Annotated in this window: 25 protein-coding genes and 1 pseudogene; 16 read left to right on the forward strand and 10 right to left on the reverse strand. The window is 65.6% G+C overall.

Features of this window, described 5'->3' with window-relative positions:
• Nucleotides 1-169 precede the first annotated feature (169 nt).
• A complete protein-coding gene (locus AB0J47_RS28470; protein ID WP_364352540.1) occupies nucleotides 170-649 on the reverse strand; it encodes a GNAT family N-acetyltransferase in 480 nt (159 codons plus the stop codon).
• A 320-nt stretch (nucleotides 650-969) separates the two neighbouring features.
• Between AB0J47_RS28470 and AB0J47_RS28475 the strand changes: the two genes are divergently transcribed.
• Together AB0J47_RS28475 and AB0J47_RS28480 are read left to right on the forward strand one after the other, a co-directional pair.
• Nucleotides 970-1,323 (forward strand): carboxymuconolactone decarboxylase family protein, encoded by a 354-nt coding sequence (locus tag AB0J47_RS28475; protein WP_364352543.1) that lies wholly within the window; start codon nucleotides 970-972, stop codon nucleotides 1,321-1,323.
• Between the two features lie 26 nt (nucleotides 1,324-1,349).
• Nucleotides 1,350-1,529 (forward strand): hypothetical protein, encoded by a 180-nt coding sequence (locus AB0J47_RS28480; RefSeq protein ID WP_364352546.1) that lies wholly within the window; start codon nucleotides 1,350-1,352, stop codon nucleotides 1,527-1,529.
• Between the two features lie 48 nt (nucleotides 1,530-1,577).
• On the opposite strand, the gene AB0J47_RS28485 is transcribed toward AB0J47_RS28480, so the two are convergent.
• From AB0J47_RS28485 to AB0J47_RS28500, 4 genes are all read right to left on the reverse strand, one after another.
• Entirely contained in the window at nucleotides 1,578-2,492 is a 915-nt protein-coding gene (locus AB0J47_RS28485) for a universal stress protein (protein ID WP_364352549.1), read from the reverse strand.
• Complete coding sequence (locus tag AB0J47_RS28490; RefSeq protein ID WP_364352552.1) at nucleotides 2,473-4,479, reverse strand: erythromycin esterase family protein; 2,007 nt, start codon at nucleotides 4,477-4,479, stop codon at nucleotides 2,473-2,475. Before AB0J47_RS28490 ends, AB0J47_RS28485 begins: the two co-directional genes overlap by 20 nt.
• A gap of 67 nt (nucleotides 4,480-4,546) precedes the next feature.
• Complete coding sequence (locus tag AB0J47_RS28495) at nucleotides 4,547-4,750, reverse strand: hypothetical protein (RefSeq protein WP_364352555.1); 204 nt, start codon at nucleotides 4,748-4,750, stop codon at nucleotides 4,547-4,549.
• Nucleotide 4,751: 1 nt separating this feature from the next.
• Nucleotides 4,752-5,417 carry a DUF2267 domain-containing protein gene (locus tag AB0J47_RS28500; protein ID WP_364352558.1) on the reverse strand — a complete coding sequence of 222 codons (666 nt, stop codon included), beginning with the start codon at nucleotides 5,415-5,417 and terminating at the stop codon, nucleotides 4,752-4,754.
• A gap of 200 nt (nucleotides 5,418-5,617) precedes the next feature.
• On the opposite strand from AB0J47_RS28500, the gene AB0J47_RS28505 reads away from it, so the two are divergent.
• The 13 genes and pseudogenes from AB0J47_RS28505 (at nucleotide 5,618) to AB0J47_RS28565 (ending at nucleotide 18,766) form a co-directional block, all read left to right on the forward strand.
• Nucleotides 5,618-5,806 (forward strand): hypothetical protein, encoded by a 189-nt coding sequence (locus tag AB0J47_RS28505; protein ID WP_364352562.1) that lies wholly within the window; start codon nucleotides 5,618-5,620, stop codon nucleotides 5,804-5,806.
• 357 nt (nucleotides 5,807-6,163) lie between these two features.
• A complete protein-coding gene (locus AB0J47_RS28510) occupies nucleotides 6,164-7,381 on the forward strand; it encodes an acetyl-CoA C-acetyltransferase (RefSeq protein WP_364352565.1) in 1,218 nt (405 codons plus the stop codon).
• A gap of 29 nt (nucleotides 7,382-7,410) precedes the next feature.
• Nucleotides 7,411-8,163: an SDR family oxidoreductase gene (locus tag AB0J47_RS28515; RefSeq protein WP_364352568.1), complete on the forward strand. Its 753-nt coding sequence runs from the start codon at nucleotides 7,411-7,413 to the stop codon at nucleotides 8,161-8,163.
• A 25-nt stretch (nucleotides 8,164-8,188) separates the two neighbouring features.
• Nucleotides 8,189-8,284, forward strand: a pseudogene (locus tag AB0J47_RS28520) (beta-ketoacyl-ACP reductase); the annotation flags it as partial.
• A 57-nt stretch (nucleotides 8,285-8,341) separates the two neighbouring features.
• Nucleotides 8,342-9,535: an acyl-CoA dehydrogenase family protein gene (locus AB0J47_RS28525; protein ID WP_364352571.1), complete on the forward strand. Its 1,194-nt coding sequence runs from the start codon at nucleotides 8,342-8,344 to the stop codon at nucleotides 9,533-9,535.
• Nucleotides 9,532-10,632: an acyl-CoA dehydrogenase family protein gene (locus tag AB0J47_RS28530; RefSeq protein ID WP_364352574.1), complete on the forward strand. Its 1,101-nt coding sequence runs from the start codon at nucleotides 9,532-9,534 to the stop codon at nucleotides 10,630-10,632. The genes AB0J47_RS28525 and AB0J47_RS28530 overlap by 4 nt, the downstream gene beginning before the upstream one ends.
• Before the next feature lie 48 nt (nucleotides 10,633-10,680).
• Nucleotides 10,681-11,004 carry a putative quinol monooxygenase gene (locus AB0J47_RS28535; RefSeq protein ID WP_364352577.1) on the forward strand — a complete coding sequence of 108 codons (324 nt, stop codon included), beginning with the start codon at nucleotides 10,681-10,683 and terminating at the stop codon, nucleotides 11,002-11,004.
• A gap of 39 nt (nucleotides 11,005-11,043) precedes the next feature.
• Complete coding sequence (locus AB0J47_RS28540; protein ID WP_364352580.1) at nucleotides 11,044-12,045, forward strand: NADP-dependent oxidoreductase; 1,002 nt, start codon at nucleotides 11,044-11,046, stop codon at nucleotides 12,043-12,045.
• A 15-nt stretch (nucleotides 12,046-12,060) separates the two neighbouring features.
• Nucleotides 12,061-12,687, forward strand: coding sequence for a TetR/AcrR family transcriptional regulator (locus AB0J47_RS28545; RefSeq protein WP_364352583.1), 627 nt, complete (start codon nucleotides 12,061-12,063; stop codon nucleotides 12,685-12,687).
• A gap of 18 nt (nucleotides 12,688-12,705) precedes the next feature.
• Nucleotides 12,706-13,938 carry a helix-turn-helix domain-containing protein gene (locus AB0J47_RS28550; RefSeq protein ID WP_364352586.1) on the forward strand — a complete coding sequence of 411 codons (1,233 nt, stop codon included), beginning with the start codon at nucleotides 12,706-12,708 and terminating at the stop codon, nucleotides 13,936-13,938.
• 128 nt (nucleotides 13,939-14,066) lie between these two features.
• The gene (locus AB0J47_RS28555) at nucleotides 14,067-15,545 is read left to right on the forward strand and encodes an AMP-binding protein (protein ID WP_364352589.1); all 1,479 of its coding nucleotides are present in this window, start codon (nucleotides 14,067-14,069) and stop codon (nucleotides 15,543-15,545) included.
• Nucleotides 15,546-15,578: 33 nt separating this feature from the next.
• Complete coding sequence (locus AB0J47_RS28560; protein ID WP_364352592.1) at nucleotides 15,579-17,336, forward strand: DUF3556 domain-containing protein; 1,758 nt, start codon at nucleotides 15,579-15,581, stop codon at nucleotides 17,334-17,336.
• Nucleotides 17,333-18,766, forward strand: coding sequence for an NAD(P)/FAD-dependent oxidoreductase (locus AB0J47_RS28565; protein ID WP_364352595.1), 1,434 nt, complete (start codon nucleotides 17,333-17,335; stop codon nucleotides 18,764-18,766). The genes AB0J47_RS28560 and AB0J47_RS28565 overlap by 4 nt, the downstream gene beginning before the upstream one ends.
• Before the next feature lie 71 nt (nucleotides 18,767-18,837).
• Here AB0J47_RS28565 and AB0J47_RS28570 read toward each other — a convergent pair whose 3' ends face one another.
• The 5 genes from AB0J47_RS28570 to AB0J47_RS28590 form a co-directional block, all read right to left on the reverse strand.
• A complete protein-coding gene (locus tag AB0J47_RS28570; RefSeq protein WP_364352598.1) occupies nucleotides 18,838-19,893 on the reverse strand; it encodes a DUF4185 domain-containing protein in 1,056 nt (351 codons plus the stop codon).
• Between the two features lie 164 nt (nucleotides 19,894-20,057).
• Nucleotides 20,058-20,396, reverse strand: coding sequence for a hypothetical protein (locus AB0J47_RS28575; RefSeq protein ID WP_364352601.1), 339 nt, complete (start codon nucleotides 20,394-20,396; stop codon nucleotides 20,058-20,060).
• Nucleotides 20,397-20,415: 19 nt separating this feature from the next.
• On the reverse strand, nucleotides 20,416-21,093 hold the full coding sequence (locus AB0J47_RS28580) for a hypothetical protein (protein WP_364352604.1): 678 nt from the start codon (nucleotides 21,091-21,093) through the stop codon (nucleotides 20,416-20,418).
• Nucleotides 21,094-21,523: 430 nt separating this feature from the next.
• The gene (locus tag AB0J47_RS28585; protein ID WP_364352607.1) at nucleotides 21,524-22,129 is read right to left on the reverse strand and encodes a DUF4232 domain-containing protein; all 606 of its coding nucleotides are present in this window, start codon (nucleotides 22,127-22,129) and stop codon (nucleotides 21,524-21,526) included.
• 170 nt (nucleotides 22,130-22,299) lie between these two features.
• The gene (locus AB0J47_RS28590) at nucleotides 22,300-22,905 is read right to left on the reverse strand and encodes a hypothetical protein (protein ID WP_364352610.1); all 606 of its coding nucleotides are present in this window, start codon (nucleotides 22,903-22,905) and stop codon (nucleotides 22,300-22,302) included.
• Nucleotides 22,906-23,056: 151 nt separating this feature from the next.
• On the opposite strand from AB0J47_RS28590, the gene AB0J47_RS28595 reads away from it, so the two are divergent.
• Nucleotides 23,057-23,293, forward strand: coding sequence for a hypothetical protein (locus AB0J47_RS28595; protein WP_364352613.1), 237 nt, complete (start codon nucleotides 23,057-23,059; stop codon nucleotides 23,291-23,293).
• The last annotated feature ends 6 nt before the right edge of the window (nucleotides 23,294-23,299 follow it).

Consider the following 23,299-nt stretch of genomic DNA (forward strand, 5'->3'; position numbering starts at 1 on the left):
CGATATGGTGGTCGTCCACTAGAAACACCCTGGTCATTTCGCTGTGTCTCTATGCAGCATTCACTCAGCCTAGGGCGGTGTTCGTGATCGCGGGTGGAGTTCGTCCGCTGATCAGCGACCGAAGGTGTCGTCCCGCCCGGGGGCGCGCAATCGTACGCATTCGGGGCCGTCAGAGCTGGATGCCGACTCGCGCGATGCCGTTCTGGCGGTAGGCCGTCACGGTGAAGTCCGTGTCGGCGACCAACCGCATCATCCTGGTATTCGCCGGAATCAACTCTGCGACGAATCGTGCGATGCCGCGCTCACGCGCGAGGTGCACCAGGCGGTGCAGGAGTTCGGGGCCGAATGCGCCGGTCCGGTTGTCCTGATGGTGGTCGATGACAATCGCGACCTCGGCAGTCTCGGTCGTGCCGAGCACGACGAAGCTACCGAGGCCGACGATCCGATCGCCGGCGAAAGCGCCGAGCACACAATGCGCCCCATCGCGCAGGGCGAGGGCGCGAGCGACGTTGGGTAACTCCGTCGGACGTGGCACGAGATTTCGGAAGAGACCGTCCGCATCGGGCATCCCAGCGTGCAGATCCGCGACGGTCGCGGCATCGGCTGGGCCGAGCGGGCGGATGGTGATGGTTTCGGTCGAGGTGATCATGCCGTGGACTCCCAGCAGCCGAGATCGAAGTCTTTCTCGAGCAAAGCATCGCTGAAGAGGGCCGGATCGGGGATGGGCCGAAGGTCCCCAATCGAAGGACCGAACAGCACTTTGAGCTCTGGGCCCGGTCCATGCTCGATCCGTTGCCTGTCCATCGAATCGCTCCATGAGCGCCAGCACGTCGGCGACGGCGGTGTCGACATCGACCGACGATCCAGGGCTGTGCGACCAAAGCCGCCCGCGGTCAGGACCTAAGACCGCATCGCCGCCCGGCCGGCCACGTGCATCGTGGACCCAGGAGATAATTATTAAGGAGCGATATGAGCAACTACGGCACGACGGTCCGGGACGAGCTGCGTACGCCCACCCGCGAGCTGCGGCGCGCGCTCCCGCAGGTGTACGCCGGTTACAAGCAGTTGCATGATGCGGCGCTCGCCGCCGGTGAGTTGGATACCAAAACCAAAGAGCTGATCGCTCTTGCCATCGCGGTGAGCAAGGAATGCGACGGCTGCATCGCCGCGCACGCGCACGCCGCGGTTCTACGCGGCGCGACCCCTGCGGAGGCGGCCGAGGCCATCGGCGTCAGCTTCCTGATGAACGGCGGCCCCGCAACCGTCTATGGCGCCCGCGCCTACGCGGCGTTTACCGAGTTCTACAGCGAACGCACGGACTAGCGGCGCCGTACATCCACCGAGAATTTGTGTTCGAGGTCGACATCGACGCCGAACTCGCCCGGCTCGGCATGCCTGCGCGGGGGGCGGTGAGCGTGTGCTGTCGTCTTGTTGCGCCGACCACCGCGATATCGCTCGAGTCGACGGCAGCCCAGCGAGCGGCCTCCATGGCGGTTTCGGAGAAATTTGCCGACGACGGGGAGAGTTGACGGCATTGGCGGACATAGGATGTCGCTACCTTCCCGCACAAGCGGGCCCTACTGCGGGTGCACGACCGTGACCGGACACTGCGCGTGCTGAACCAGCGCATTGCTCGTGGAGCCGAGCAGCAGTCCGCGGAATCCGCCGCGTCCTCGGCTGCCCACCACGAGCAGTTGAGCGGACTTCGACCAGTCGAGCAGCGGTCGGCGCGGCCCGGATAGGTACACCTTTCGGATGATCTGGATGTTCGGGTACTTCGCCTGCCACTGCACGAGCTGCCCGGCCAGGAGCGCGTGTCCTGCGATCTCGATGTCGCGGTCGGAGGGGATGTAGGGGAATGGGGTGAAGATGTCGAGATACCGTTCGCTGCTGGCATGAACCGCGACGAGTTGGGTTTCACGCGCGTCCGCCTCGGCGAACGCGACCGCCATCGCGGCTTCGCTGACCGGGCTCCCGTCCACGCCTAGGACGACGGGACCGACGTTGCGAGTCTGCTGATCGGTGCCGGTGTCGCGGACTACCACTATGGGGCCGTGACCGTGGCTGGTCACCGCAAGCAGGGTGCTGCCGAGGTGGGCGAGTGTTCCGGCGGTGCCCGCCGCACCGATCGCGACAAGATGCGCGGTTTCGGATCGATGGATCAGCAACTGGGCCGGGTTTGCCTCGGAAACTTCGGTTTCCACGGCGAGTGTTGAGTCGACCCGATGGGCCAGGCGCTGGGCCGTCAGCACGTAGTCTTGCCCGCGTTGGCGGATCTTCTCGAGCATATGGGGCACTATCACCTCGTAAGCTCGCAACGCCGCACCGATCGAGGAGAGATCGAGGCCGTGCACGATGCGTAGTCGGCGTTGCCGTTGCGAGGCCGTTTCTGCCGCCCAGCGGACGGCGAGGTCGGATGCCGCTGAACCGTCGACGCCGACGACTACTTCGGCCGAGGTCAGTCGGTGCGGATCATCGTTGTTCGGGGTCATGAGCGCGCTGTCCCTTCGGTTCCAAAGGCTCGATCGCGGTGGTGCTGTCGATGTGGATGAGGGCGTCGAATTGGTCGGCGGGTCTGGTGTGCAAGTAGTGGCTCCGGCGTTCGGCGGCGGGGCGGTAGACCACGCCGATGGCACGCTGTAGGCGCGGTTGCCGCAGCAGGTCGGTAGCCTCGCCCGGAATGTCCATGCGGAGCAGGAATTCCGGGTTGCCGGTGTCGTGTAGCAGCTCTTCCATGCTGGATGACAGTGCGGGGCGGATGGTTTCGCGGATGGCGGGCCCGCCCCACTCCGGCGCGGCGGTAACCGTGCCCGAGCAGGTGCTGAAGCCGATAATGCGGCAGGCGTCGCCGTGGCGCTCACGGATCAGCTGGCCGAGGCTGAGTTCACCTTCGCTGCCCAGTTCGGTGGCGCGGGCATCGCCGACGTGGGAGTTGTTCGCCCACACCACGATTCGGGCTGGTGTACCGTCGTCGCGACCCAGATGAGCGACGAGCGCGTCGAGGGTGTCGGCCATATGCCGCTCGCGCAGATTCCACAAGGACATCCGGTCACCGAACATGGCCCGGTAGTAGGCCTCGGCGTCGCGCACCGACCAGGCATTGCGCAATGCGTTGAACAGTTCGTCGGCGCCGAAAGCTTCCAGTTCGCCGCGGGCGATCTCGACGCGCTGTAGTTCGAGCAGTTGCCGGATCACTTGTGCCTCACAGGATTTGCCCGCGCCGAAGGCGGCGGCGAATCCGTAGGCCTGGCCGTCGTCGCCCGCGACGTAGTCGAAACAGCCGTAGCGAATCTTGGCGCGCTGCGCAGCCTGCGGATCGCCCCGGTCGAGGTAGTCCACGACCTTGTGCATGGAGCGATGCAGGCTGTAGAGGTCGAGTCCGTAGAAGCCGGCCTGCGGCTGGTCGTCGTGTTGTTGCTCGCCGTTGTGCACGCGCAGCCAGATGACGAAGTCGTGGACCTCGGTGTTGCGCCACATCCAGGTCGGGAATCGATCGAACCCGCGCAGTGCCTGTTCGGCGGTGCTGTCGCTGCCGCGCCCGTGCACGTACTGGTTCACCCGGTAGGCGTCGGGCCAGTCCGCCTCGGCGGCGACGGCGGTGAAGCCCTTCTCCTCGATCAGCCAGCGCGTGATCGCCGCGCGGGCCCGGTAGAACTCGTGTGTGCCGTGCGAACTTTCGCCGATCAGCACGAACCGGGCATCGCCGATGATTTCCTCGAGCACCTGAGTGGTTGGGAGGCCCTCGGGTGCGTCGATGGCGGCGGCGCGGATGGTCGCCGCTGTGTCGACGGGCGGGACCGCGACGCCGGTGGTCGAGATGCCGAGCAGAGTACGCACCTGCGCGTCGGTGACCTGGGTGAAGTCCCAGAACCATTCACCGACCGCGCGGAACGGCGATGGCATTGTCGCGCAAACCATTTCGTCGACCGAGGCACCGAGTTCCAGGCAGGTCGACTCCGGCGCGGCGGGGAGCGCGACAACAATCCGCTTCGGCTCGCCCGCCCGGATCACTTCGATGGCCGCGAACATGCTCGCGCCGGTGGCCAACCCGTCGTCCACCAGGATCACCGTCCGCCCGGCCACCTCGATCGGGCCTCGGTCGGCGCGATAGGCGGCCTCGCGCCGGATCATCTCCTGGGCCTCGTCGCGGGCGATGCCACGCACCTGATCGGCGGTCAGCCGCAGTGCGCGCACCATATCCTCATTGAGGACGATGCGGCCGCCGGTGGAGAGTGCGCCGATCGCGAACTCGGGGTGGCCCGGGGCGCCGAGTTTGCGCACGACCAGTGCGTCCATCGGTGCGCTCAGCGCGGCGGCGACCTCCCAGGCGACCGAAATACCGCCGCGCGGCAGTCCGAGCACCAGGACATCTGGATCGCCGCGATAATGTTCGAGTAGACCGGCGAGCACCCGGCCCGCTTCATGCCGATTCCGGAAGATCGGCCGCGGCGTTTTTCGCTCGACTTGCGTAGGGCTCATCGAAAGCCTCCTATCACCGCAAATGGGCCGAATTATCGTGTCAGAGTGCCGTATTCGGTGCCCGAAATCATTCCGGTCGGCGGGCGGGCAGGCCGAGCGCGCTGCGCTGGACGGCGAGGCTGAGATCCGTCGCGGTGACCACTCCGATGAGTCGGCCGTGCGGGTCGATCGCGGTAATGACGTCGAAGTCGGGTCGCAGGACCACCGTAGACCAGTGCGCGCCGACTCGGATGCCCGAGACCCGGCTCAGCGGGATCGTTGCACGCAGCATGTCAGCGCTCGGGCGTCTCGGCGCCGACCAGACCTTCGGCGAGCAGAATGCGGTGTGCTTGCTGGGCCGCCTGCGTCGATCGGTCGCGGTCGGGTTCCTCGACGGGCAGCCGTTCGATGCCGCGCGCCAGCATGGCAACGGCGTCGCCGAGGGCTTGGACGCGGTCTTGGAGACTGGCAAGCGGATCGACCGTCTGCGTCTCGGCGACCGCCTGCCATTCGATCAGCGATTCGTCGATGGTCATTCGCGCACCGCACAGCACGCCGTACAGCTGCATCGGCAGGACCGCGAACATCCGGTCCAACTGTCCGGGAGAGAACAGGTCCGACAATGCCGCCGTGACCGCGCCCGCGACCGGGCCGACTTCGTCCTCGTCGACGCCCGACTCCCTGGCGAACTGCCTGAGGAATTCGGTGCTGCCATGCCGGACGGGCACATGGCTGGGCACCCAGCCCTCGTAGTAGGCACCGCGCAGTATCTCGGGCAATTGCGCCGCCAGATGCGCCGAGCTGCTGACGCCGATGCGGTCGCGCACAGTGTGCAGCCAGGCGCGCAGCGCCCGGTAGGCGAAAGCTCGATCGTCGGTATCGAGACTGTCGGCGACAGTGCGGAGCCAGTCGTGGGCAGTCTGCACGGCGGGCGCGAGGGGATCGTCATGGTGCGACATGGTTGGCCTCCTGAATGCTGACCGGGTGCGGTGGTGGGTTCTTATCGCTCAGCCTGTGTCCCGCGCGGCCATCATCCAAGGGCCGAAGGTTGCCCCTGTGTGAGCCGATGGTCCCGGTTTCGGCTCCGCCGCGTGAACGAGTGGGCTGATCGGTCTGTGCTCGGCTGGCCGAAGTCTCCTAGGTGGATGTTCCGAGTCGAATGCGGCGACAGGTGTGGCCCGGGACTCGGCCGCGGCCCAGCCGGCGGGCCTCCCGCGCTGGGCACATCGATGTAGACGGTTCGACCGCCGAACTGCTCAAGGCCATCGCACCCTACGACGTGGTTGACATTGTCAGCCATGAACCGGATCTCGAAGAGGTCTTCCTCACCTACTACGGACAGGAGTGAAGACCACGCGGCGCAACGTCTATCTGAAAAGTCTGCGCGATCCGGCATGGGCTGATCGGCTGGAGCATCGGGATCGTCGCGCTCGTGCTGCTGGAAAGCGCTTTGTGGCCGTCGATCCCGGATGCGCGGCGAGCCGGTGGCGGCCACTCCCAAAGGTGAATGCGAGTTCGGAACGAAGTTGCGAACTCGCAGATAGAGATATGTTTTCCGACCTGTTCTCCGACGAAGTCGCACCCCGACAATGTGCCCGGCGTCACAGTCCGAATCGGCTGTGACGTATTGACCATCGCCGCTCGGTCCAGCATGGTGGCGGGAGGTTAACAAGCGCTCAGTAACTTGCGTGAAAGGTTCACACTCATGCCCGAAGCCGTCATCGTCTCTGTCGCCCGGTCACCGATCGGTCGCGCTGGCAAGGGGGCGTTGCGAGACCTCCGGCCCGACGACTTGGCGACGCAGATCGTGCAGGCCGCGCTGGCGAAGGTGCCGGCCCTCGGCCCGAACGACATCGACGATCTGATGCTCGGTTGTGGCCAGCCCGCCGGTGAGTCGGGCTTCAATCTCGGGCGCGTGGTGGCGGTTCTGGCGGGCCTGGATCGAGTGCCGGGCACAACGGTCAACCGGTACTGCTCGTCGAGTTTGCAGACAACCCGGATGGCGATGCATGCGATTCGCGCCGGAGAAGGCGACGTCTTCATCTCCGCCGGTGTGGAGACCGTGAGCCGCTACATCAAGGGCAACGCCGACGGCCTGCCCGACACCGAGAACCCGATGTTCGCCGACGCGGTGGGCCGGACCGCGAAATTCGCTGCGGGAGGTGAGTTCTGGACCGATCCGCGCACGGAGGATCTGCTGCCCGACATCTATATCGCGATGGGACAGACCGCCGAGAACGTGGCACAGCTGTGCGGTGTGACCCGTGCCGAACAAGACGCTTTCGGCGTGCGCAGCCAGAACCTCGCCGAGGTCGCCATCGCCAACGGGTTCTGGGAGCGTGACATCACTGCGATCACGCTGCCCGACGGCAGCGTTGTCTCGAAGGACGATGGCCCGCGGTCCGGAGTCACCCTGGACAGGGTCGCCGAACTGAAGCCGGTATTCCGGCCCGATGGCACGGTGACGGCCGCCAACTGCTGCCCGCTCAACGACGGTGCCGCCGCGGTCGTGATCATGTCCGACACCAAGGCCGCCGAGCTGGGCCTGACGCCGCTGGCTCGGATCGTTGCGACCGGAGTCAGCGCGCTGTCCCCCGAAATCATGGGCCTGGGGCCGGTGGAGGCGTCCAAGCAGGCGCTGGCTCGTGCCGGGATGACCATCGACGATATCGACCTGGTCGAAATCAACGAAGCCTTCGCCGCACAGGTTATTCCCTCGGCGCGGGAGTTGGGTGTCGACTTCGACAAGCTCAATATCAACGGCGGCTCGATCGCGGTCGGTCACCCATTCGGCATGACCGGCGCCCGCATCACCAGCACGCTGATCAACTCCCTGCAGTTCCACGACAAGCAGATCGGTTTGGAAACCATGTGCGTCGGTGGCGGTCAAGGCATGGCAATGGTGCTCGAGCGCCTGTCATAACGGGCACACATTCTTCAAAGGACATATTTGTGAACAGATTCGAAGGCAAGACTGCGATCGTCACCGGTGCCAGTCGAGGCATCGGGCTCGGCATCGCGCAGCGCCTGGTCGACGAGGGGGCCAGGGTCGTGATCACCGCCCGTAAACAGGACGCGCTCGATGAAGCGGTGAAAGTACTGGGCGGCCCCGACCGGGCGCTGGCCGTCGCGGGTCGCGCTGATGACGTCGACCACCAGATCGAGACCGTCGAGCGGGCGATCGACACGTTCGGTAGCGCCGATCTCCTCGTCAACAACACCGGCATCAACCCGGCTTTCGGGCCGATGGTCGATCTGTCGCTGGAGGTAGCCCGCAAGATCGTCGAGGTCAACTGTCTGGCCGCGCTGTCATGGGTTCAGCAGACGTATCGGGCCTGGATGAAGGACTACGGTGGCGCGATCGTGAATGTGTCGTCGGTGGCCGGTCTCAAGCCCGCGCCGGGTATCGGCTTCTACGGTTCCAGCAAGGCGATGCTCACGCACATCACCCAGGAACTCGCGGTCGAGCTCGGCCCGAACCTGCGGGTCAACGCCGTCGCCCCGGCAGTGGTGAAGACGAAGTTCGCCACCGCTCTCTACGAGGGCAGGGAGGACGAGGTCGCTGCGGCCTACCCGCTGAAGCGGCTCGGCGTGCCCGAGGACATCGGCAGTGTGGTGGCGTTTCTGCTCTCCGACGACGCGAGCTGGCTGACCGGGCAGTTGCTGGTCGTGGACGGCGGCATCACTCTCACAGGTGGGGTCTGACATGGCGCGCATTCGACGAGCATTCATGACCAATCCGATACCGCGGACCGCGGTCGTGACCGGTGCCGCTCGCGGTATCGGCGCCGACGTCGCCCGGCGGCTGGCTGGTGACGGCATGGCTGGCCGAGACGGTCGCGGTGCTGGTGCCGCGCGTGATTGCCGATCAGGAGGATGACAGATGACCAATCCCGACGCGGTTCGTGACGATCTGCGCCGCCGGGTGGAAGCCGTACTCGCGGAGCACGATCCGGCCACCACCGATGCTGTGACCTTTCACCGAGCCAGGTTCGACGCGGGTTTGGCCTGGGTTCACTTTCCGATCGGGCTCGGTGGCCGGGCCGTCGACCGGGAAGCGCAACCGTTCGTCGATGCCCTGTTCGAGCAGGCCGGATCTCCGGACAACAATGCGGCGATCAACGGTATCGGCCTGGGTATGGCCGCGCCGACGATCCTCGCCCACGGCAGCACGGAACAACAGCAGCGCTTCCTGCGTCCGCTGTGGAGCGGGGAGGAGATCTGGTGCCAGCTGTTCAGTGAACCGGGCGCCGGCTCGGACCTGGCCGCGATCGCCACCCGGGCAGTGCGCGACGGCGACGACTGGGTCGTCAACGGGCAGAAGGTATGGACCTCGGTCGCGCACAAAGCGCGGCTGGCAATCCTGGTGGCGCGCACCGATCCCAGCCAACCCAAGCACGCGGGGCTGACCTACTTCATCTGCGATATGACCGCCCCCGGAGTCGAGGTCCGGCCGCTGCGGCAGATCACCGGCGAAGCGGAATTCAACGAAGTCTTCCTCACCGACGTGCGGATCCCCGATGCGCACCGCCTGGGCAAGGAAGGGGAAGGCTGGCGAGTCGCGACCACGACGCTGAACAACGAGCGCGTCTCGATCGGGGGGCGCGCACTGCCCCGCGAGAGCGGAGTACTCGGTGTCGCCGCCGACCTCTGGCGAGAACACCCGGAAAAGCGCACCCCCGAACTGCACCACCGGTTGTTGCGATTGTGGGTGGATGCCGAGGTCTCCCGGCTGGCGGCAACCCGACTGCGTCAGCAGGTGGCCGGCGGCCAGCCCGGACCCGAAACCTCCGCCGTCAAGCTGTCGTTCGCCCGCGTCAACCAGCAGGTCGCCGGACTGGAGGTCGAACTGCACGGTGAGCACGGCCTGCGATACGACGATTGGACAATGGTGCGCCCGGACCGAGTCGATTTCGCCGGTCGGGGCGCCGGCTACCGCTTCCTGCGGGCCAAAGGCAATTCGATCGAGGGCGGAACCTCGGAAATCCTGCGCAACATCATCGCCGAACGGGTCCTCGGCCTGCCGAGCGAACACCGCGCGGACAAGGACATCGCCTGGAAGGACCTGAGCCGATGAGCGACATCCTGCTCCTCGACACCGATGTCGAGACCTCCCTGCGGAGCGCGGTACGTGACCTGCTCACGAGCCGATGTGACCCGTCCGCGATTGTGGGGGCCTACGAAGGCGATCGGACACTGACCCGGATGTTGTGGAAATCGATTGCCGACGACCTCGGGATCGCTGGTCTGCTCATCCCCGAGGACCGCGGCGGGGCCGGCGGTACGGCCCGTGACGCCGCTGTCGTACTCGAGGAGTTCGGCCGGTTCGTCGCACCGGTACCGTTTCTGACCAGCAGCGTGATCGCCGCGACCGTCCTGCTCGCGGGCGAGTCCGCGCTGGTCGGTCAGCTCGGCGGCGGTGAATGCAGCGCAGCGCTGCTGACGCCGTTCTCCACTGCGTCGGTGACGCAGGTCCCGACGCTGACGGCTGATGCGCAGGGCCGGGTGTCCGGCCGCGTCACCAGTGTCGCCGGTGCGCTCGATGCCGATGTACTGCTGGCCGCCGTGCAGACGGCGAACGGTACACAGGTGCATGCGTTGGCGGCTACCGCGGTGGCGATCGAGCCGGTGGTCTCGCTGGATATGACCCGTCCGCTGGCCGACGTCACTGTCGACTCTGTGCCCGGCCGGGTCGTTGTCGCTGCCGAATCCGGTTGGGCAGCACTGCAATCCGGTTTGACGATCGGTGCCGCACTCCTGGCGTCCGAGCAAGCGGGGATCGCGGCCTGGTGCCTGGAGACAACTGTCGAGTATCTGAAGCTGCGCCGTCAGTTCGGTCGGGTGGTCGGTGGATTCCAGGCGCTCAAGCACCGCCTTGCCGACCTCTACGTCGAGGTCGAGTCGGCTTCGGCCGCCGCGCGGTATGCCGCGGGGACATTCGCGGCGGGCGACCCCGACAGTGGGATCGCCACCGCCGTCGCCGCGTCCTATTGCAGTGATATCGCGGTGCGGGCCGCCGAGGAAGCCATCCAACTGCATGGTGGGATCGGCATGACCTGGGAGCACCCGGCGCATCTGTACCTCAAGCGCGCCAAGGCCGACCAGATCGGGCTGGGAAGTCCCGGCCACCATCGGGGGGTGCTGGCCGACCTCGTCGGGCTGCCGTTGGAATAGGGCTGAATCTGCCCAATTCCGAGAACGACCAATACAAAGGAGTAACCAGTGGCCGATCCGTATGTGGTGGTGGCGACCATGATTGCAAAGCCGGGGGAGGAGGAACTCGTCGAGCAGACCTTGACGACCGCGGCTGCGGCAGTGCACGCCGAACCGGGCTGCCTGATGTATGCGTTGCACCGGAAGACCGGGACAACGGGCCATTTCGTCATGATCGAGAAATGGGCGTCGAAAGAGGCCCTGCGTGCGCACGGTCGAAGCACCGCAATGCGCGAGATCGGGCAAGCGCTGGGCAACGCACTCACCGGCCCGGCCGAGATCTCGGTCTTCGACCCGCTTCCGGCCGGTGACCCGGAACTCGGCGCTGTCTGACCCGGTCTGTTCTGCGTTCTGCGAAGAAGAGGAGTTTACGTGACAACAACCCAGCAGGTGCGGCTCGCGAAACGGCCGTCGGGGCTACCCGACGCGGGCACATGGAACCTGACGACCGAGGAGCTACCCGCGCTCTCCCCGGGGCAGATCCTGGTCAAGGTGGATTTCATCTCCCTCGACCCGGCGATGCGCGGCTGGTTGAACGACGTGCGATCGTATGTGCCGCCGGTCGGTGTCGGGGAGGTCATGCGATCGCTGGATATCGCGACGGTTGTCGAGTCGACGCACCCGGACTTCGCCGTCGGCGATGCCGTCAGCGGAATTTTCGGCGTGACCGAATACGCGATCCATAATGGCCGGGGGGTGCAGAAGGTCGATATGAGTACGGCGGCCGGCCCGACCTGGTTGGGGACGCTCGGAATGCCTGGGATGACAGCCTATTTCGGTTTGCTCGAGGTCGGTGGGCTGCAGGCCGGAGATACGGTGGTGGTTTCCGCGGCCGCGGGTGCTGTCGGCAGCATCGCCGGTCAGATCGCGAAGATCAAGGGCGCGAACGTGATCGGGATCGCGGGCGGCCCAGAGAAATGTCGGATGCTGACCGAGGAACTCGGTTTCGACACGGCCATCGACTATCGGAACGAGAACGTCCTACAGCGGTTGCGGGAGGTCGCTCCGGACGGAATCGACGTCTATTTCGACAATGTCGGCGGTGACATCCTCGATGCCGCGCTTGCCAATCTTCGGCGCGGTGCCCGCGTCGTCATCTGTGGTGCGATCTCGGCATACAACGCGGAGAAACTACCTCCGGGACCTTCACGGTATATGTCGCTGTTGGTTCACCGGGCGTCCATGACGGGCTTCGTCGTTTTCGACTATGCGGACCGTTACGGTGAGGCGGTCGCGGAGATCTCCGGTTGGCTGGCCGAAGGCAGGATCAAGAGCAGGGAGCATGTTGTGGACGGCGGTGTCGCCTGCTTCGGTGAAACCTTGAACATGCTGTTCACCGGTGCCAACACCGGCAAACTCGTGCTCACTGTGTAGAGCCATACTGTCCAGGTGACCGATACAGAGGACCTCTCGCGTGCGGACCAGACCCGCGCTCGGCTGCTCGACGCGGCGGTGGTTGCCTTCGCTGAACGCGGCTTCCACGGCTCGACGACCCGCGATATCACATCGATTGCCGGGGTGAGCACGGGTGCAATCTACGTGTACCACCGCTCCAAGGAAGAGTTGCTCTACCAGATCTCGCGCACCGGTCACCTGGACACCCTGGAGCGAATCCGCGCTGCCATCGCTTCGGCACAAGACCCCGCCGACCAACTGATCGCGTTGATGCGGGAGTTCACGATCCATCACGCACGCGCCCACACCGTGGCCCGGATCATCAACTATGAGCTCGCCGCTCTGAGCGCAGAACATCAACAGGAGATCAAGGAAATCCGGCGCTCGATCGAAGGAGAGGTCCGGAGCTTGATCCAGCGAGGTGTCGCCACCGGGGTTTTCGAGAACTCGAATTCCCACATGGCCGCCACTGCCCTGCTTTCGCTGGGAATAGATATCGCGCGCTGGTATCACGAGGGTGGCTCCTGGTCACCGGAGGACATCGGCGACTATTACGCGGAGCTTGCCCTACGGATTGTGGGCGGTCGGAAATCGAGCCCGCCCGGGCGCGCTCGATCGTGAATATCACAAGGTGATCACATGCAGACCGACGCCGCAGAATTGCTCGCGAGGATCGCGGGCGGACTGAGCCGGCATGCGCTGGGCTTGTCCGAACGTTTGACGGAGCAGATGCTCCAGATCGAGCCGGAGCTGCGCGGCGACAGCCGGGTGGAGTCACTACTGCGCGCCAGCGTCACCGGCAATGTCGTGATCGCGTTGCATATCTACGAACTGGGGCTGGACATCGACGAGATCGATGCGCCGGCGGAGGCGTTGGAGTACGCCCGTCGCATGGCCCAGCGCGATACCTCGATCACCGCGCTGCTGCGGGCCTACCGCATCGGGCAGCGGCTGTTCAACGACCACATGCTCGGCGAGGTCACCGCCGCGACGAACGACCTCGACCTGGTCACAGCGGCGGTGGCCGAAATGACCGACCGCTCGTTCGCCTATATCGATCGGGTCTCCCAACAAGTCGTGACCGCCTACCAGGACGAGCGGGAACGGTGGCTGCAGAACCAGATGGCTGTCCGCACCGCTCGGGTCCGCTCGATCCTGTCCGGACAGCGTTACGACCCGGGTGACAGCGAACGTGCGCTGGGATATCGGCTCGACCGAACCCACTTGGGCCTGGTTGTCTGGTCCGACGCGGGTGCCGATCAACTGCGTGCGGCCAAACAAGTGGCGACAGCCATCGCCGACCAGTTGGCCTGCCGAGGACAACCCCTGCTGATCCCGGCCGACGAATCGACCCTGTGGGCGTGGCTCCCGCAACCGGAACTGGGAATGGATTCCGCCGCGATGTGCACTCCGACGGCGACATGGGTGGCGGTGGGTAGACCTGCCAGCGGGCTGGAGGGCTTCCGACTGACTCATCGTCAGGCGACACAAGCGCAGGTGGTCGCGATGTCCGCGCCGCCACCGCAGCGTGCCTCGGTGTCGTGTTCGGCACAGGTCGGGCCGATCGCGCTGATGTGCTCGGATCTGGCCGCAACGCGAGCGTGGATCAACGAAATCCTTGGGTCGCTGGCGCGTGACGACGATGCCACGGCACAGCTGCGCGAGACCGCGCGTGTCTTCCTGGAAACCAACGGCAGCTTCCAGACAACCGCCGAGCGGCTGGTACTGCACCGCAATACTGTCCAGTACCGGATCCGCAAGGCGGAGGCGGTACTGGGGCATTCACTGCGGGAGGGACGGCTGGACGTCGAGGTCGCCCTGCTGGCCTGCCGATGGTTGGGGTCGACAGTGCTGCAGCCCGTGGGTGACTGAGTCATCCGTCGTGCGGTGCGCACGATCACTCCGGCTATCTTCATGCGCTCGCGATATGGTCCACGTCACATCACCTTCCTAACGTTGCATTCACGCCAGCGAGCTGCTGCGTTAGCAAGGAGATCGACATGCACTTCGCCGCCCTCCCGGATGTACGCGCCGGGATCTTCCCCACCAAACCCTGTCTTACCGACGACGACCTGGGGCGGATCACCAACGCCGAGTTCCTCGACCTCGTGCAGAAGTACGCCGATCGGTTGTCGAAGGCGGGGATCGGTGTCGGCGATGTTGTCGCCGTAATGCTGCCCAACCGGCTCGAATTGATCGTGGCATTGTTCGCGACCTGGCGGCTGGGTGCCGCGGCGACGCCGATCGCCCCGTCACTGACCCCGGACGAGGTGGAATATCAGCTGACCGATTCCCGCGCTCGCGTACTGGTCTGCGCCGATAACGGTGAGTCCGGCAATGTCCGTGCACCGCAGCCGCTTTCGGTGCCAGAGCTGGATCGGCACGAAGGCCGCGTCGGTGGTGCGGAGGCGACCGAGTTCTCGAACGACGCGCTGGCGTTGATCATCTACACCAGCGGTACCACCGGACGCCCCAAGGGCGTCGAGCTGACGCACGCGAACATCATGGCGATGGCCGAGACGATGGTCGTGGGCATGCGGCTGACCGCTGACGACCATAGTCTGCTGATTCTGCCGCTGTTCCACGTCAACGGCATCGTGGTCAGCGTGCTGTCGCCGCTGCTCGCCGGCGGCCAGACCACTGTCGCGGGCAGGTTCTCGCCGCGGACCTTTTTCGACAGGGTCGAGGCGGCGCGGCCGACCTTTTTCTCCGCGGTGCCCGCCATCTACGCCATGCTGTCGGCGCTGCCGGCGGAGATCCAGCCCGACACCTCCTCGGTCCGGTTCGCCCTCTGCGGTGCGGCTCCGATGCCTGTCGAACTGCTCGCGCGGTTCGAGGAGCGCTACGGCGTCCCGATCTACGAAGGCTATGGCCTGTCGGAGGGGACGTGCGCGAGCACGGGCACTCCGCTCGACGGTGTCCGCAAACCCGGCACCGTCGGTATCGCCCTGCCAGGTCAGGAGATCGCCGTCGTAGACAGCGAGGGCAATTTCCTCGGTGACGGATCGGCGGGCGAGGTCGTGATCAAAGGCCCGACCGTAATGCGGGGATATTTGGGTCGGCCCGATGAGACGGCGAAGGTGATCGTCGATGGCTGGCTGCACACGGGAGACGTCGGCCGCATCGACGCCGAGGGCTACCTCACCCTGGTCGACCGCATCAAGGACATGATCATCCGCGGCGGCGAGAACATCTACCCCAAGGAGATCGAGTCCGCGATCTACACCCACCCTCGGGTGCTAGAGGCCGCCGTGATCGGGCGACCGCACCCCATTTACGGCGAAGTACCCGTCGCCTTTGTGTCCTATCGCGATGGGGCCGGGATCGAGCCGGAACAGATGCTCGATCATCTTCGGAAGTCCTTGGCCGAGTACAAGATTCCCGAAGTGATCGTGGCCGTCGACGAGATCCCGAAGAACCCCGTCGGGAAGATCGACAAGCGGACTCTGCGCGCCCGCCCGGTCGAAGCGCACCTCTGACACCCCTCAGCTTCCACTCGAAAGAAATCTGCCATGGGATTCACAAAACCGGACCTTCCGGACATCGACTACGCCGAATGGAAGACCCGCCCGCGCGGCGAACGGCTCCGCACCGTCGCGGAACACTGGGTCGAGCACGGCTTCGGCACCCCTTATGCCGTCTACCTGCTCTACATCGTCAAGTGCGCCTTGTACGTCCTCGGCGCGGCAGCGGTAATCTCGCTGACCCCTGGTCTCGGAGTGCTCGCCGACATCACGTCGTGGTGGACCGAGCCGATCGTCTACCAGAAACTGGTCGTGTGGACCCTGCTGTTCGAAATCCTCGGGTTCGGGTGTGGGTTCGGGCCGCTCACCATGCGGTTCCTGCCGCCGATCGGCGGGCTGCTGTACTTCCTGCGCCCCGGCACGCTGCGCCTGCCGCCGTGGCCGGCGAAGGTGCCGTTCACCCGGGGTGACGAGCGCGGCACCATCGACGTCGTCCTGTATGCGGTCGTCCTCGGATCCGGAATCTGGGCGTTGCTCGCCCCCGGTCAGGGCACTGCACCGGTAGACGGCACTCACGTAGGCCTGCTCGATCCCACGATCGTCGTGGCTCTGGTCGTCGCCCTCGGCGCGCTGGGGTTGCGGGACAAGACGGTGTTCCTGGCCGCCCGCCCCGAGCACTACCTGTTGATGCTGCTGATGTTCTTCGTCCCGTTCTCCGACATGATGATCGGATTCAAGCTGGTCATGCTGGCACTATGGTGGGGTGCGGCCACGTCCAAGCTCAACCATCACTTCGGGCACGTGGTAGCGGTCATGATGAGCAACAGCCCGGTCATGCGGATCAAATGGCTGGAGCGCAAGATGTACCGCAACCCGCCGCAAGACCTGCGCCCGTCACGGATCCCGGTCCTGCTGGCCCACGGCGGCACCGTCGTGGAATACCTGGTTCCCGCCTACTTGGTCTTCCTCGGCCATGGTGGCCCGCTGACCTGGGCGGCGATCATCTTCATGGCGGTCTTCCACCTGCACATCATCTCCACCGTGCCGATGGGCGTTCCGCTGGAATGGAACATCTTCTTCATCTTCAGCCTGTTCTACCTGTTCGGTCACTACGGTTACATCCATGTCTCGGGGCTTCGATCTCCGCTGGTGTTCATGCTGATCGGGTTCTCCACACTCGTTGTCATCCTCGGACATGTTCGGCCGCAATGGGTTTCGTTCCTGACGTCGATGCGCTACTACGCCGGCAACTGGGCCACCAGCACCTGGTGTTTCCGTGGGGACGCCGAGCTGAAGCTCGAGCAGCATGTGACCAAGAGCGCCGCGCTGCCGGTCATCCAGTTGACCAAGCTGTACGGCCCCGAGATCGCCGATATCCTGATCCAGACCGGGATGGGCTGGCGATCGATGCACACCCACGGCCGAGCGCTCAACGGTCTGATCCCACGGGCCGTCGACAACGAAGACGACTACGCCATCCGCGACGGAGAGATTGTCGCCGGCCCGCTGCTGGGCTGGAACTTCGGTGAAGGGCATCTGCACAACGAACAGTTGCTGGCAGCGCTGCAGCGTCGCTGCCAGTTCGAGGAAGGCGAACTGCGCATCGTCGTCCTCGAATCCCAGCCCATCCACCGGCAACGCCAGGCATATCGCATCGTCGACGCCAGGACCGGAGTCATCGAGGAGGGCTACGTGCTGGTCGAGGACATGCTGGCCCGCCAGCCGTGGCCGGAGCCGGGCGATCCGTTCCCGGTTCATCCTCTCCGCCGTGACAACCGGGTTCTGCCCTCGGCGCGTGTGCGATGACCACGGCGATCGTGGTCGGCTCCGGCCCGAACGGACTGGCCGCCGCCGTCACACTGGCCCGTCACGGCGTCGAGGTCACCGTGCTCGAGGGTGCCGCCACCATCGGCGGCGGCACCCGCTCCGGCGAGCTCACGCTGCCCGGGCTGCTGCACGACCACTGCGCGATGGCCCACCCCATGGCCGTCGGGTCGCCGTTCTTGACCGGAATCGATACGGCCCGATACGGATTGGAATGGGCGTGGCCGGAAATCGACTGCGTGCACCCACTCGACGACGGAACAGCGGGAGTGCTGTACAGGTCCCTCGAAGACACCGCCGTGGGCCTCGGCGCCGACGGCTCGATCTGGCACCGCCTGTTCGCCGGCCCCTCCGCTGGATACGATCTGTTGGCGGCCGATTTTATGCGACCGCTGCTGCGGATACCGTCACATCCGCTGCGGTTGGCACGATTCGGCATCCCGACCCTGATCCCCGCCGCCGCGCTCGGCCGGTTGTTCCGGACCGAGCGGGGACGGGCACTGTTCGCCGGGAACATGGCGCACGGCTGGCAACCACAGCACCGGATCCTCTCCGCGGCAATCGGTCTCGGCATCACCACCGCCGGCCATCGCTACGGGTGGCCGGTCGCGGTGGGCGGCTCGCGCGCAATCGCGGACGCCATGGCGGCCGCATTGACAGATCTGGGTGGAAAGATCGAGACCGGCCTGTGGGTCGAATCGCTCGATCAACTGCCGCCAGCCGACCTTGTGATGTTCGATCTCGCCCCGGCCGCGATCGCCGATATCGCCGGTGACCGGCTGCCGTCGCGGATCTCCCGCGAGTACCGGCGATTTCAACACGGGCCCGCCGCCTACAAGGTCAGCCTGGCCGTCGAGGGCGGCATCCCGTGGACCAACCCGCACGCCCGCAAAGCGGGAAGCCTGCACGTCTGCGGCAGCGCCGCCGACGTGGTTCACGCCGAACGCGCAATCCATCGAGGCCGGCTTCCCGACCGGCCCTTCATCGTGGTCGGACAGCAGTACCTCGCAGACCCCACACGATCACGCGGAAATCTACACCCCATCGACCTGTATGCTCATGTGCCACAAGGCTATTCAGAGGACGCCACCGACGTACTGCTCGACGCGGTCGAGCGCTTCGCGCCCGGGTTCCGGGACCGCGTCGTCGCCACCACCGTGGTCGGCCCCACCGCCTTGGAGGCCTACAACCCCAACTATGTGGGCGGAGACATCCTCACCGGCGACAAGAACATTCGCCAACTACTCTTCGGCGGATCACGTATCACGCTGCGCCCCTACCATATAGCGGACCGGATGTTCATCTGCTCGGCCGCCGCCCCACCAGGGCCCGGAGCGCACGGGATGAGTGGATACAACGCAGCGGCCGCGGCGATGCGAACGTTCGCCGCCCCCAACCAAGCATCCGCGTAGCGCTCGATGTCGAGATCCATTACGACCATCGACAACAAATCGCCGCAGTGCCAGCCGACCGGTCGGCACGACTACGGGGTGATGCCGTCGAATTGCATGACCCAGTAGGGGTTGTTCGTGGTGGTGTTCCATTGCGAGACATACAGAGTCACGTCGGTGGGTGAGGTGGAGCGGGGGTGGATGTAGCCGCCGTAGAGTTGCGGGAAGGAGCGGACCCAGAACTGCCACCACGGTACGGCGCCGTGGATCTGTTGTCTCGGATTGGTCCACACCTGGTCGATCGCCGCTGCGGTACGGGTGGAGATGCAGTAGCCGTCGACATCGAAGTAGGACATAACCCAAGTACCCGCAATGTTTTTCACACTCAGCTCCCCGATCGGGCCCATCCCCGCGAACAACGGGGTGGGGGTCGGGTTGCCCCACTGCCAGGCCGAGCCGTTGTAGCCCCAGTACTGGTAGCTGGCGCGGGTGGCGATCTGCTGCCACGGCACGCGCATCAGAATCGGCCCGTTTCGGTTGTGTGCGCGCCCCCATTCCTTGGACACGATGTAGAGGTAGCCGTCGCCGTTGTTGTTGCCGATGCCCGCGAAGGACTGCATCATGAACGGGCTCCAGCCGCCGTAGCCGTCGCTGCCGTCGTTGCGCCACACCGTCGCGTAGTCCGTCCAGGTGGTGCCGTCGTTATCGGAGTAGGCGAGCCCGCAGAACAGCGCCCCGTACCGATCGACGGAGGCGTTCCAGTCGTGGACGCTGGTGTAGGTCAACCAAGTGCGCCCGTTCGGGTCGACGAAGGCGTCGTTGGGGATGCGGGTGACCTCGATCCCGTAGCCATTGTCGGCGTTATGGGTGTAGGTGAGGACCTGTTTCGCCTGCGCCCCGCCGGCGGCGCCGGTGAAAATGGTGGTGGTGTCCGGGACGTTGGGGCTGAACAGCACGATCGGCGAGCCGAGCCAGGTGCCCGAACCTTCGCTGTCGCCGGTGAAGGCATCGCCGAACACGAATCCGGATCGCCCTGCTCCGAAATGGCTGCGGTCGTAGGGGATACCGAGATCGGCGCCACCTACCCCGAATTGCCGCGCGGTACTTCCGCTGTACCCGTTGATGGCCGTGCCCCAATGTGTCGACATCGCCGAGGTCCTCCCTGCTCATGCGTTCATTCGTTACTGGTGTGCCTAGGCGAGCGATCATCGTCACCGGGCTGACGGCCGACGTCCACCGCCAGCGCGTCGGACGGAACCGGTGCCGCAGAACCCACTGCGGCTGACCAGGTTTCGGCCGCTATGGATCCGGTCTATTTGGCTTCAGCGAGGACGAATCGGGAAAATGCCGCTGCCCGTCTGGAGTTGTCGTTGAAGACCTGCCCGGTGGTGAGATCGATGGCGTACACGCTGCGCTCGGGGACCCCGCCGTTGAAGGTGCCGAACCATGCGGTGGGCCCGGCTTGTGATGTGTCGCAAGCTTGTACGTCCGTGAACGCCCCCTTCGGAAAGCTGAGCTCGGCGAGGTTGGTGGAGGTCAGGCCGGCCAGGGTGCCGCCGCCGGCGGCGGCGGCGGTCGCGGCCGCCTGGACCTGTGGCACACAGTCGGTGATCACGAAGAAGCGGCCGTTCGCGCTGGGGATTGTGGGCATGCGAGTACTCCGATCACGACTATTGGGCGGGCGGCTGGAAGCCGGCGATGTCGAGTTTCTGCCCGATTGCCGCGACGGCGTCGACGAGGGACCGGCCGCCGAGTTGCGGCCAGCCGTTGCCTTGGTCACCGCGCATCTGGATCCACTCGTCGCGGATGCGGCCGTCGGTATCGCGGGGCAGCGGCACCTGAGTGGGCCCCGAGGGTGGCGCAAACCCGGGGAGACCGAGGGCTTGGCCGACAGTCGCAACGCCGTCGACGAGGGTGCGGCCGGCAAGTTGGGGCCAGCCGTTGCCACCGATGCCCATGAACTGAATCCACATGTCGGTGACCGGATCCGGCGCGACCACCCCGACGCCACACTGGTTGGCGAAGTCCTCCGGCGAGAATCCGTCGGCGGAGTTCATATCGCAGTTGCCGAAAGGCGAGGCGCCCTCGGGGAGGCCGCCGCCGTAGCCTTGGCCGTCGGTGTACTGGTGGGCGATCTGGCCGGGCAGGTTCGGGTTGCTGCCGTAGCCGGCGCCAATCATGTTGAGCCCGTCCGGGCGCACCGGCCACATGCTGTTGAAGTCGGACCGGTTGGCGTAGCCGATGATCCGGCGCGTCGAGCCGAGCCAGTCGGCCAGCCGCCAATAGGCGCGATTGATGCCGTCGGACTGGTCGCCGCCGGGATTGCCGCCCGATTCCACATCGATCATGGAGATCATCCTCGGGTGCGGACCGCCCGCCTGGCCGACCATGCTCCTGTGGGTGTCGGCGGTGTCGAGCCAGTTCGGTCGCCAGTAGAAGTAGACGATGAAGCAGGAAATTCGTCCGGCGTCGGCTGCGTCGGCGGCCCACGCATAGTTCGTGAAAAAGTTGTGGTCCCGGTACGTGCCATCGTTGGATCTGAACGAAAAGATTTGGTACGGGTAAGAGTCGTCGACCGGTACTTGGAACTCGGACACGTCGGCGAAAAGGGAATCAACCATGACTACCCTCCGAGAAGGTCGACCGGACCCGTGGGACCGGAATCGAGTGGTAGCTACCGATTTTCCGGCCCCGCGGCCGCGACGTCAGCAGTAGTGAACTACTGTGACCGCGTCGTAATCGGCGATGCCGCAACGAAGCCTGGTCGCCGCCTCCGGGTCAGCGGCCGCTGGTGCCCGCTACGACGGTGTGGATCCTCAGTTGGGTCGTGGTCGCCTGCGCGAGACTGCATGCTGTCCCGGCGCGTTCGAGGTAGAGCGATACGGTGTTGTCGGGCGGGTAGATTCGCAGCCCCGGCACCGACACCGGTTGACATTGCTCGGGCGGAACGTTGTGCACGTTGATTGCGAACACCAGCGCCGACGCCTGCCCACCGGGCGCCAACTGGACTGGGCCGGACGAGGCACCGTCACGCGTGGCGGGCGCGCCTACGGGTGCGCTGTCCGGGCCGATAACGTAGGAGACACCCGGGAATCCGTCGAGTACGCACGGACCGGACCCGTTGTTGGTGAACACGATCGGGAAGGCGACGGTTCCGGCGGCCGCGGTTTCCGGTCCGAGACCGGCCGCGAGATCCGACGTCCGACATTGCGTGGCAACGGCATCCGAAGTACGCGCGGCCGGTGGCGGCGCGGTCGACGGCGGCGAAACCGCATGCAGCGCCGAGTCCGCGCTGGGGCTGGTCGTCCCAGGCGGGGCCGACTGTTCGGAGCCACAACCGGTGACGGTCGCCGCCGTAGATGCGGTGAGCAGCCACCACGCCATCCGCCTTCTCCTCACAGCAGCTCACCGTACTCCGCGGGTGGACGAAAGCGCAGCGGAAACGCCATTGCCACAACCGAATACGGACCGGTCCCGGATGCTCAGGCCCAACGAGGGGCTCGTTTCGACATTTCGACAGCACCTGAACAACGGATCTAGCACCCTTTGCGCGATCAGTGATCGGTCGGGGCCGGTGCTGGCTTCCAGAAGACCAAGCCGTCACGGTGGTGGGCTTCGAGCCAGGGGGAAAGTTCCGTGCTGGAACGGATTCCGCCGTCGATGACGGCGCGGTAGATGTCGATGGAAGGGCGTTGTGGAATCGAACCGGCTTGGATCAGTGCTTTCAGTTCCAGGATCGTGCGCCTGGCCTCGGGTGTCAGTGCTGCTCGAATGGGGTCGATCAAGTCGGCGGAGCGGGGACCGGGATGATCACGGCGTAGCGACCACATGTCGATTTTCCATTCGGTGCCGTCGTCGGCGTGATAGCCGAGCCGCCAGTACAGGCCCTCGTCGGCGTCGGTGAGATGGTTGCCGAACCGCGCGTTGCGGACATCAGGGTGCAGCGCGCACTCGCGCAGCACGGCGAAGCCGTCTTCGATGCGCGGTTCGTCGCAGTAGATTTCGATATCGATATCGGGTGCCATGGCCAGTTCGTAGGCCAAGGCTCCTACCAGGACTGGTGTTCCGAATGCCCGCCAGTGCTCCAGGAGCCGGAGTCTCGCGAGAATTTCGTGTGCTTGCTGGGTTCGTTGCCGGCTCTGCTCGACAGCATCGGGCATACTTTTCTCCGCTTTCACGAGGGATTCGATGATTCTCTCGCGTTGGATCGTTCAGTCGCTCAGCAGGATTCGTTTTCGGAAGCGACCGCGCGCAACATCACGCTGATGAACCAATAGGCTTGCGCGGCAAGCAGATTCCAGTACGTGGAAGGTGGCGAAGAGGCCGACCGGTTCGCAGCCGTGCTGTTGCCCCGGCTCAACGGCGCCACCCGGAGCGTCAGGATATATCCCGCGTTCCGGCAAACCCGGCCTGCGCGTCCGGCTGGCCGGGGCGGACGCGGTCCGCATCTGCACGCTGGGCGACGTGCCGATCGTCGAGGCCGGTTCGCCGCGCGACGGTTTCTATCTGTTGCGGCGACTTCTGCGTTCGGTCTCCGACGAGGGATAGCTCCGT

This window comes from Nocardia sp. NPDC049737 (assembly GCF_040674755.1).
Classification (GTDB): Bacteria; Actinomycetota; Actinomycetes; order Mycobacteriales; family Mycobacteriaceae; genus Nocardia.

What these genes read in the sequence shown, in the direction of transcription:
- AB0J47_RS28475 (WP_364352543.1), top strand. Translation starts at nt 970, where the DNA reads ATGAGCAACTACGGCACGACGGTCCGGGACGAGCTGCGTACGCCCACC.
- AB0J47_RS28585 (WP_364352607.1), bottom strand. Translation starts at nt 22,129, where the DNA reads ATGGCGTGGTGGCTGCTCACCGCATCTACGGCGGCGACCGTCACCGGT.
- AB0J47_RS28500 (WP_364352558.1), bottom strand. Translation starts at nt 5,417, where the DNA reads ATGTCGCACCATGACGATCCCCTCGCGCCCGCCGTGCAGACTGCCCAC.
- AB0J47_RS28495 (WP_364352555.1), bottom strand. Translation starts at nt 4,750, where the DNA reads ATGCTGCGTGCAACGATCCCGCTGAGCCGGGTCTCGGGCATCCGAGTC.
- AB0J47_RS28560 (WP_364352592.1), top strand. Translation starts at nt 15,579, where the DNA reads ATGGGATTCACAAAACCGGACCTTCCGGACATCGACTACGCCGAATGG.
- AB0J47_RS28505 (WP_364352562.1), top strand. Translation starts at nt 5,618, where the DNA reads ATGCGGCGACAGGTGTGGCCCGGGACTCGGCCGCGGCCCAGCCGGCGG.
- AB0J47_RS28550 (WP_364352586.1), top strand. Translation starts at nt 12,706, where the DNA reads ATGCAGACCGACGCCGCAGAATTGCTCGCGAGGATCGCGGGCGGACTG.
- AB0J47_RS28565 (WP_364352595.1), top strand. Translation starts at nt 17,333, where the DNA reads ATGACCACGGCGATCGTGGTCGGCTCCGGCCCGAACGGACTGGCCGCC.
- AB0J47_RS28470 (WP_364352540.1), bottom strand. Translation starts at nt 649, where the DNA reads ATGATCACCTCGACCGAAACCATCACCATCCGCCCGCTCGGCCCAGCC.
- AB0J47_RS28490 (WP_364352552.1), bottom strand. Translation starts at nt 4,479, where the DNA reads ATGAGCCCTACGCAAGTCGAGCGAAAAACGCCGCGGCCGATCTTCCGG.
- AB0J47_RS28555 (WP_364352589.1), top strand. Translation starts at nt 14,067, where the DNA reads ATGCACTTCGCCGCCCTCCCGGATGTACGCGCCGGGATCTTCCCCACC.
- AB0J47_RS28575 (WP_364352601.1), bottom strand. Translation starts at nt 20,396, where the DNA reads ATGCCCACAATCCCCAGCGCGAACGGCCGCTTCTTCGTGATCACCGAC.
- AB0J47_RS28485 (WP_364352549.1), bottom strand. Translation starts at nt 2,492, where the DNA reads ATGACCCCGAACAACGATGATCCGCACCGACTGACCTCGGCCGAAGTA.
- AB0J47_RS28525 (WP_364352571.1), top strand. Translation starts at nt 8,342, where the DNA reads ATGACCAATCCCGACGCGGTTCGTGACGATCTGCGCCGCCGGGTGGAA.
- AB0J47_RS28590 (WP_364352610.1), bottom strand. Translation starts at nt 22,905, where the DNA reads ATGCCCGATGCTGTCGAGCAGAGCCGGCAACGAACCCAGCAAGCACAC.
- AB0J47_RS28530 (WP_364352574.1), top strand. Translation starts at nt 9,532, where the DNA reads ATGAGCGACATCCTGCTCCTCGACACCGATGTCGAGACCTCCCTGCGG.
- AB0J47_RS28570 (WP_364352598.1), bottom strand. Translation starts at nt 19,893, where the DNA reads ATGTCGACACATTGGGGCACGGCCATCAACGGGTACAGCGGAAGTACC.
- AB0J47_RS28510 (WP_364352565.1), top strand. Translation starts at nt 6,164, where the DNA reads ATGCCCGAAGCCGTCATCGTCTCTGTCGCCCGGTCACCGATCGGTCGC.
- AB0J47_RS28580 (WP_364352604.1), bottom strand. Translation starts at nt 21,093, where the DNA reads ATGATCGATGTGGAATCGGGCGGCAATCCCGGCGGCGACCAGTCCGAC.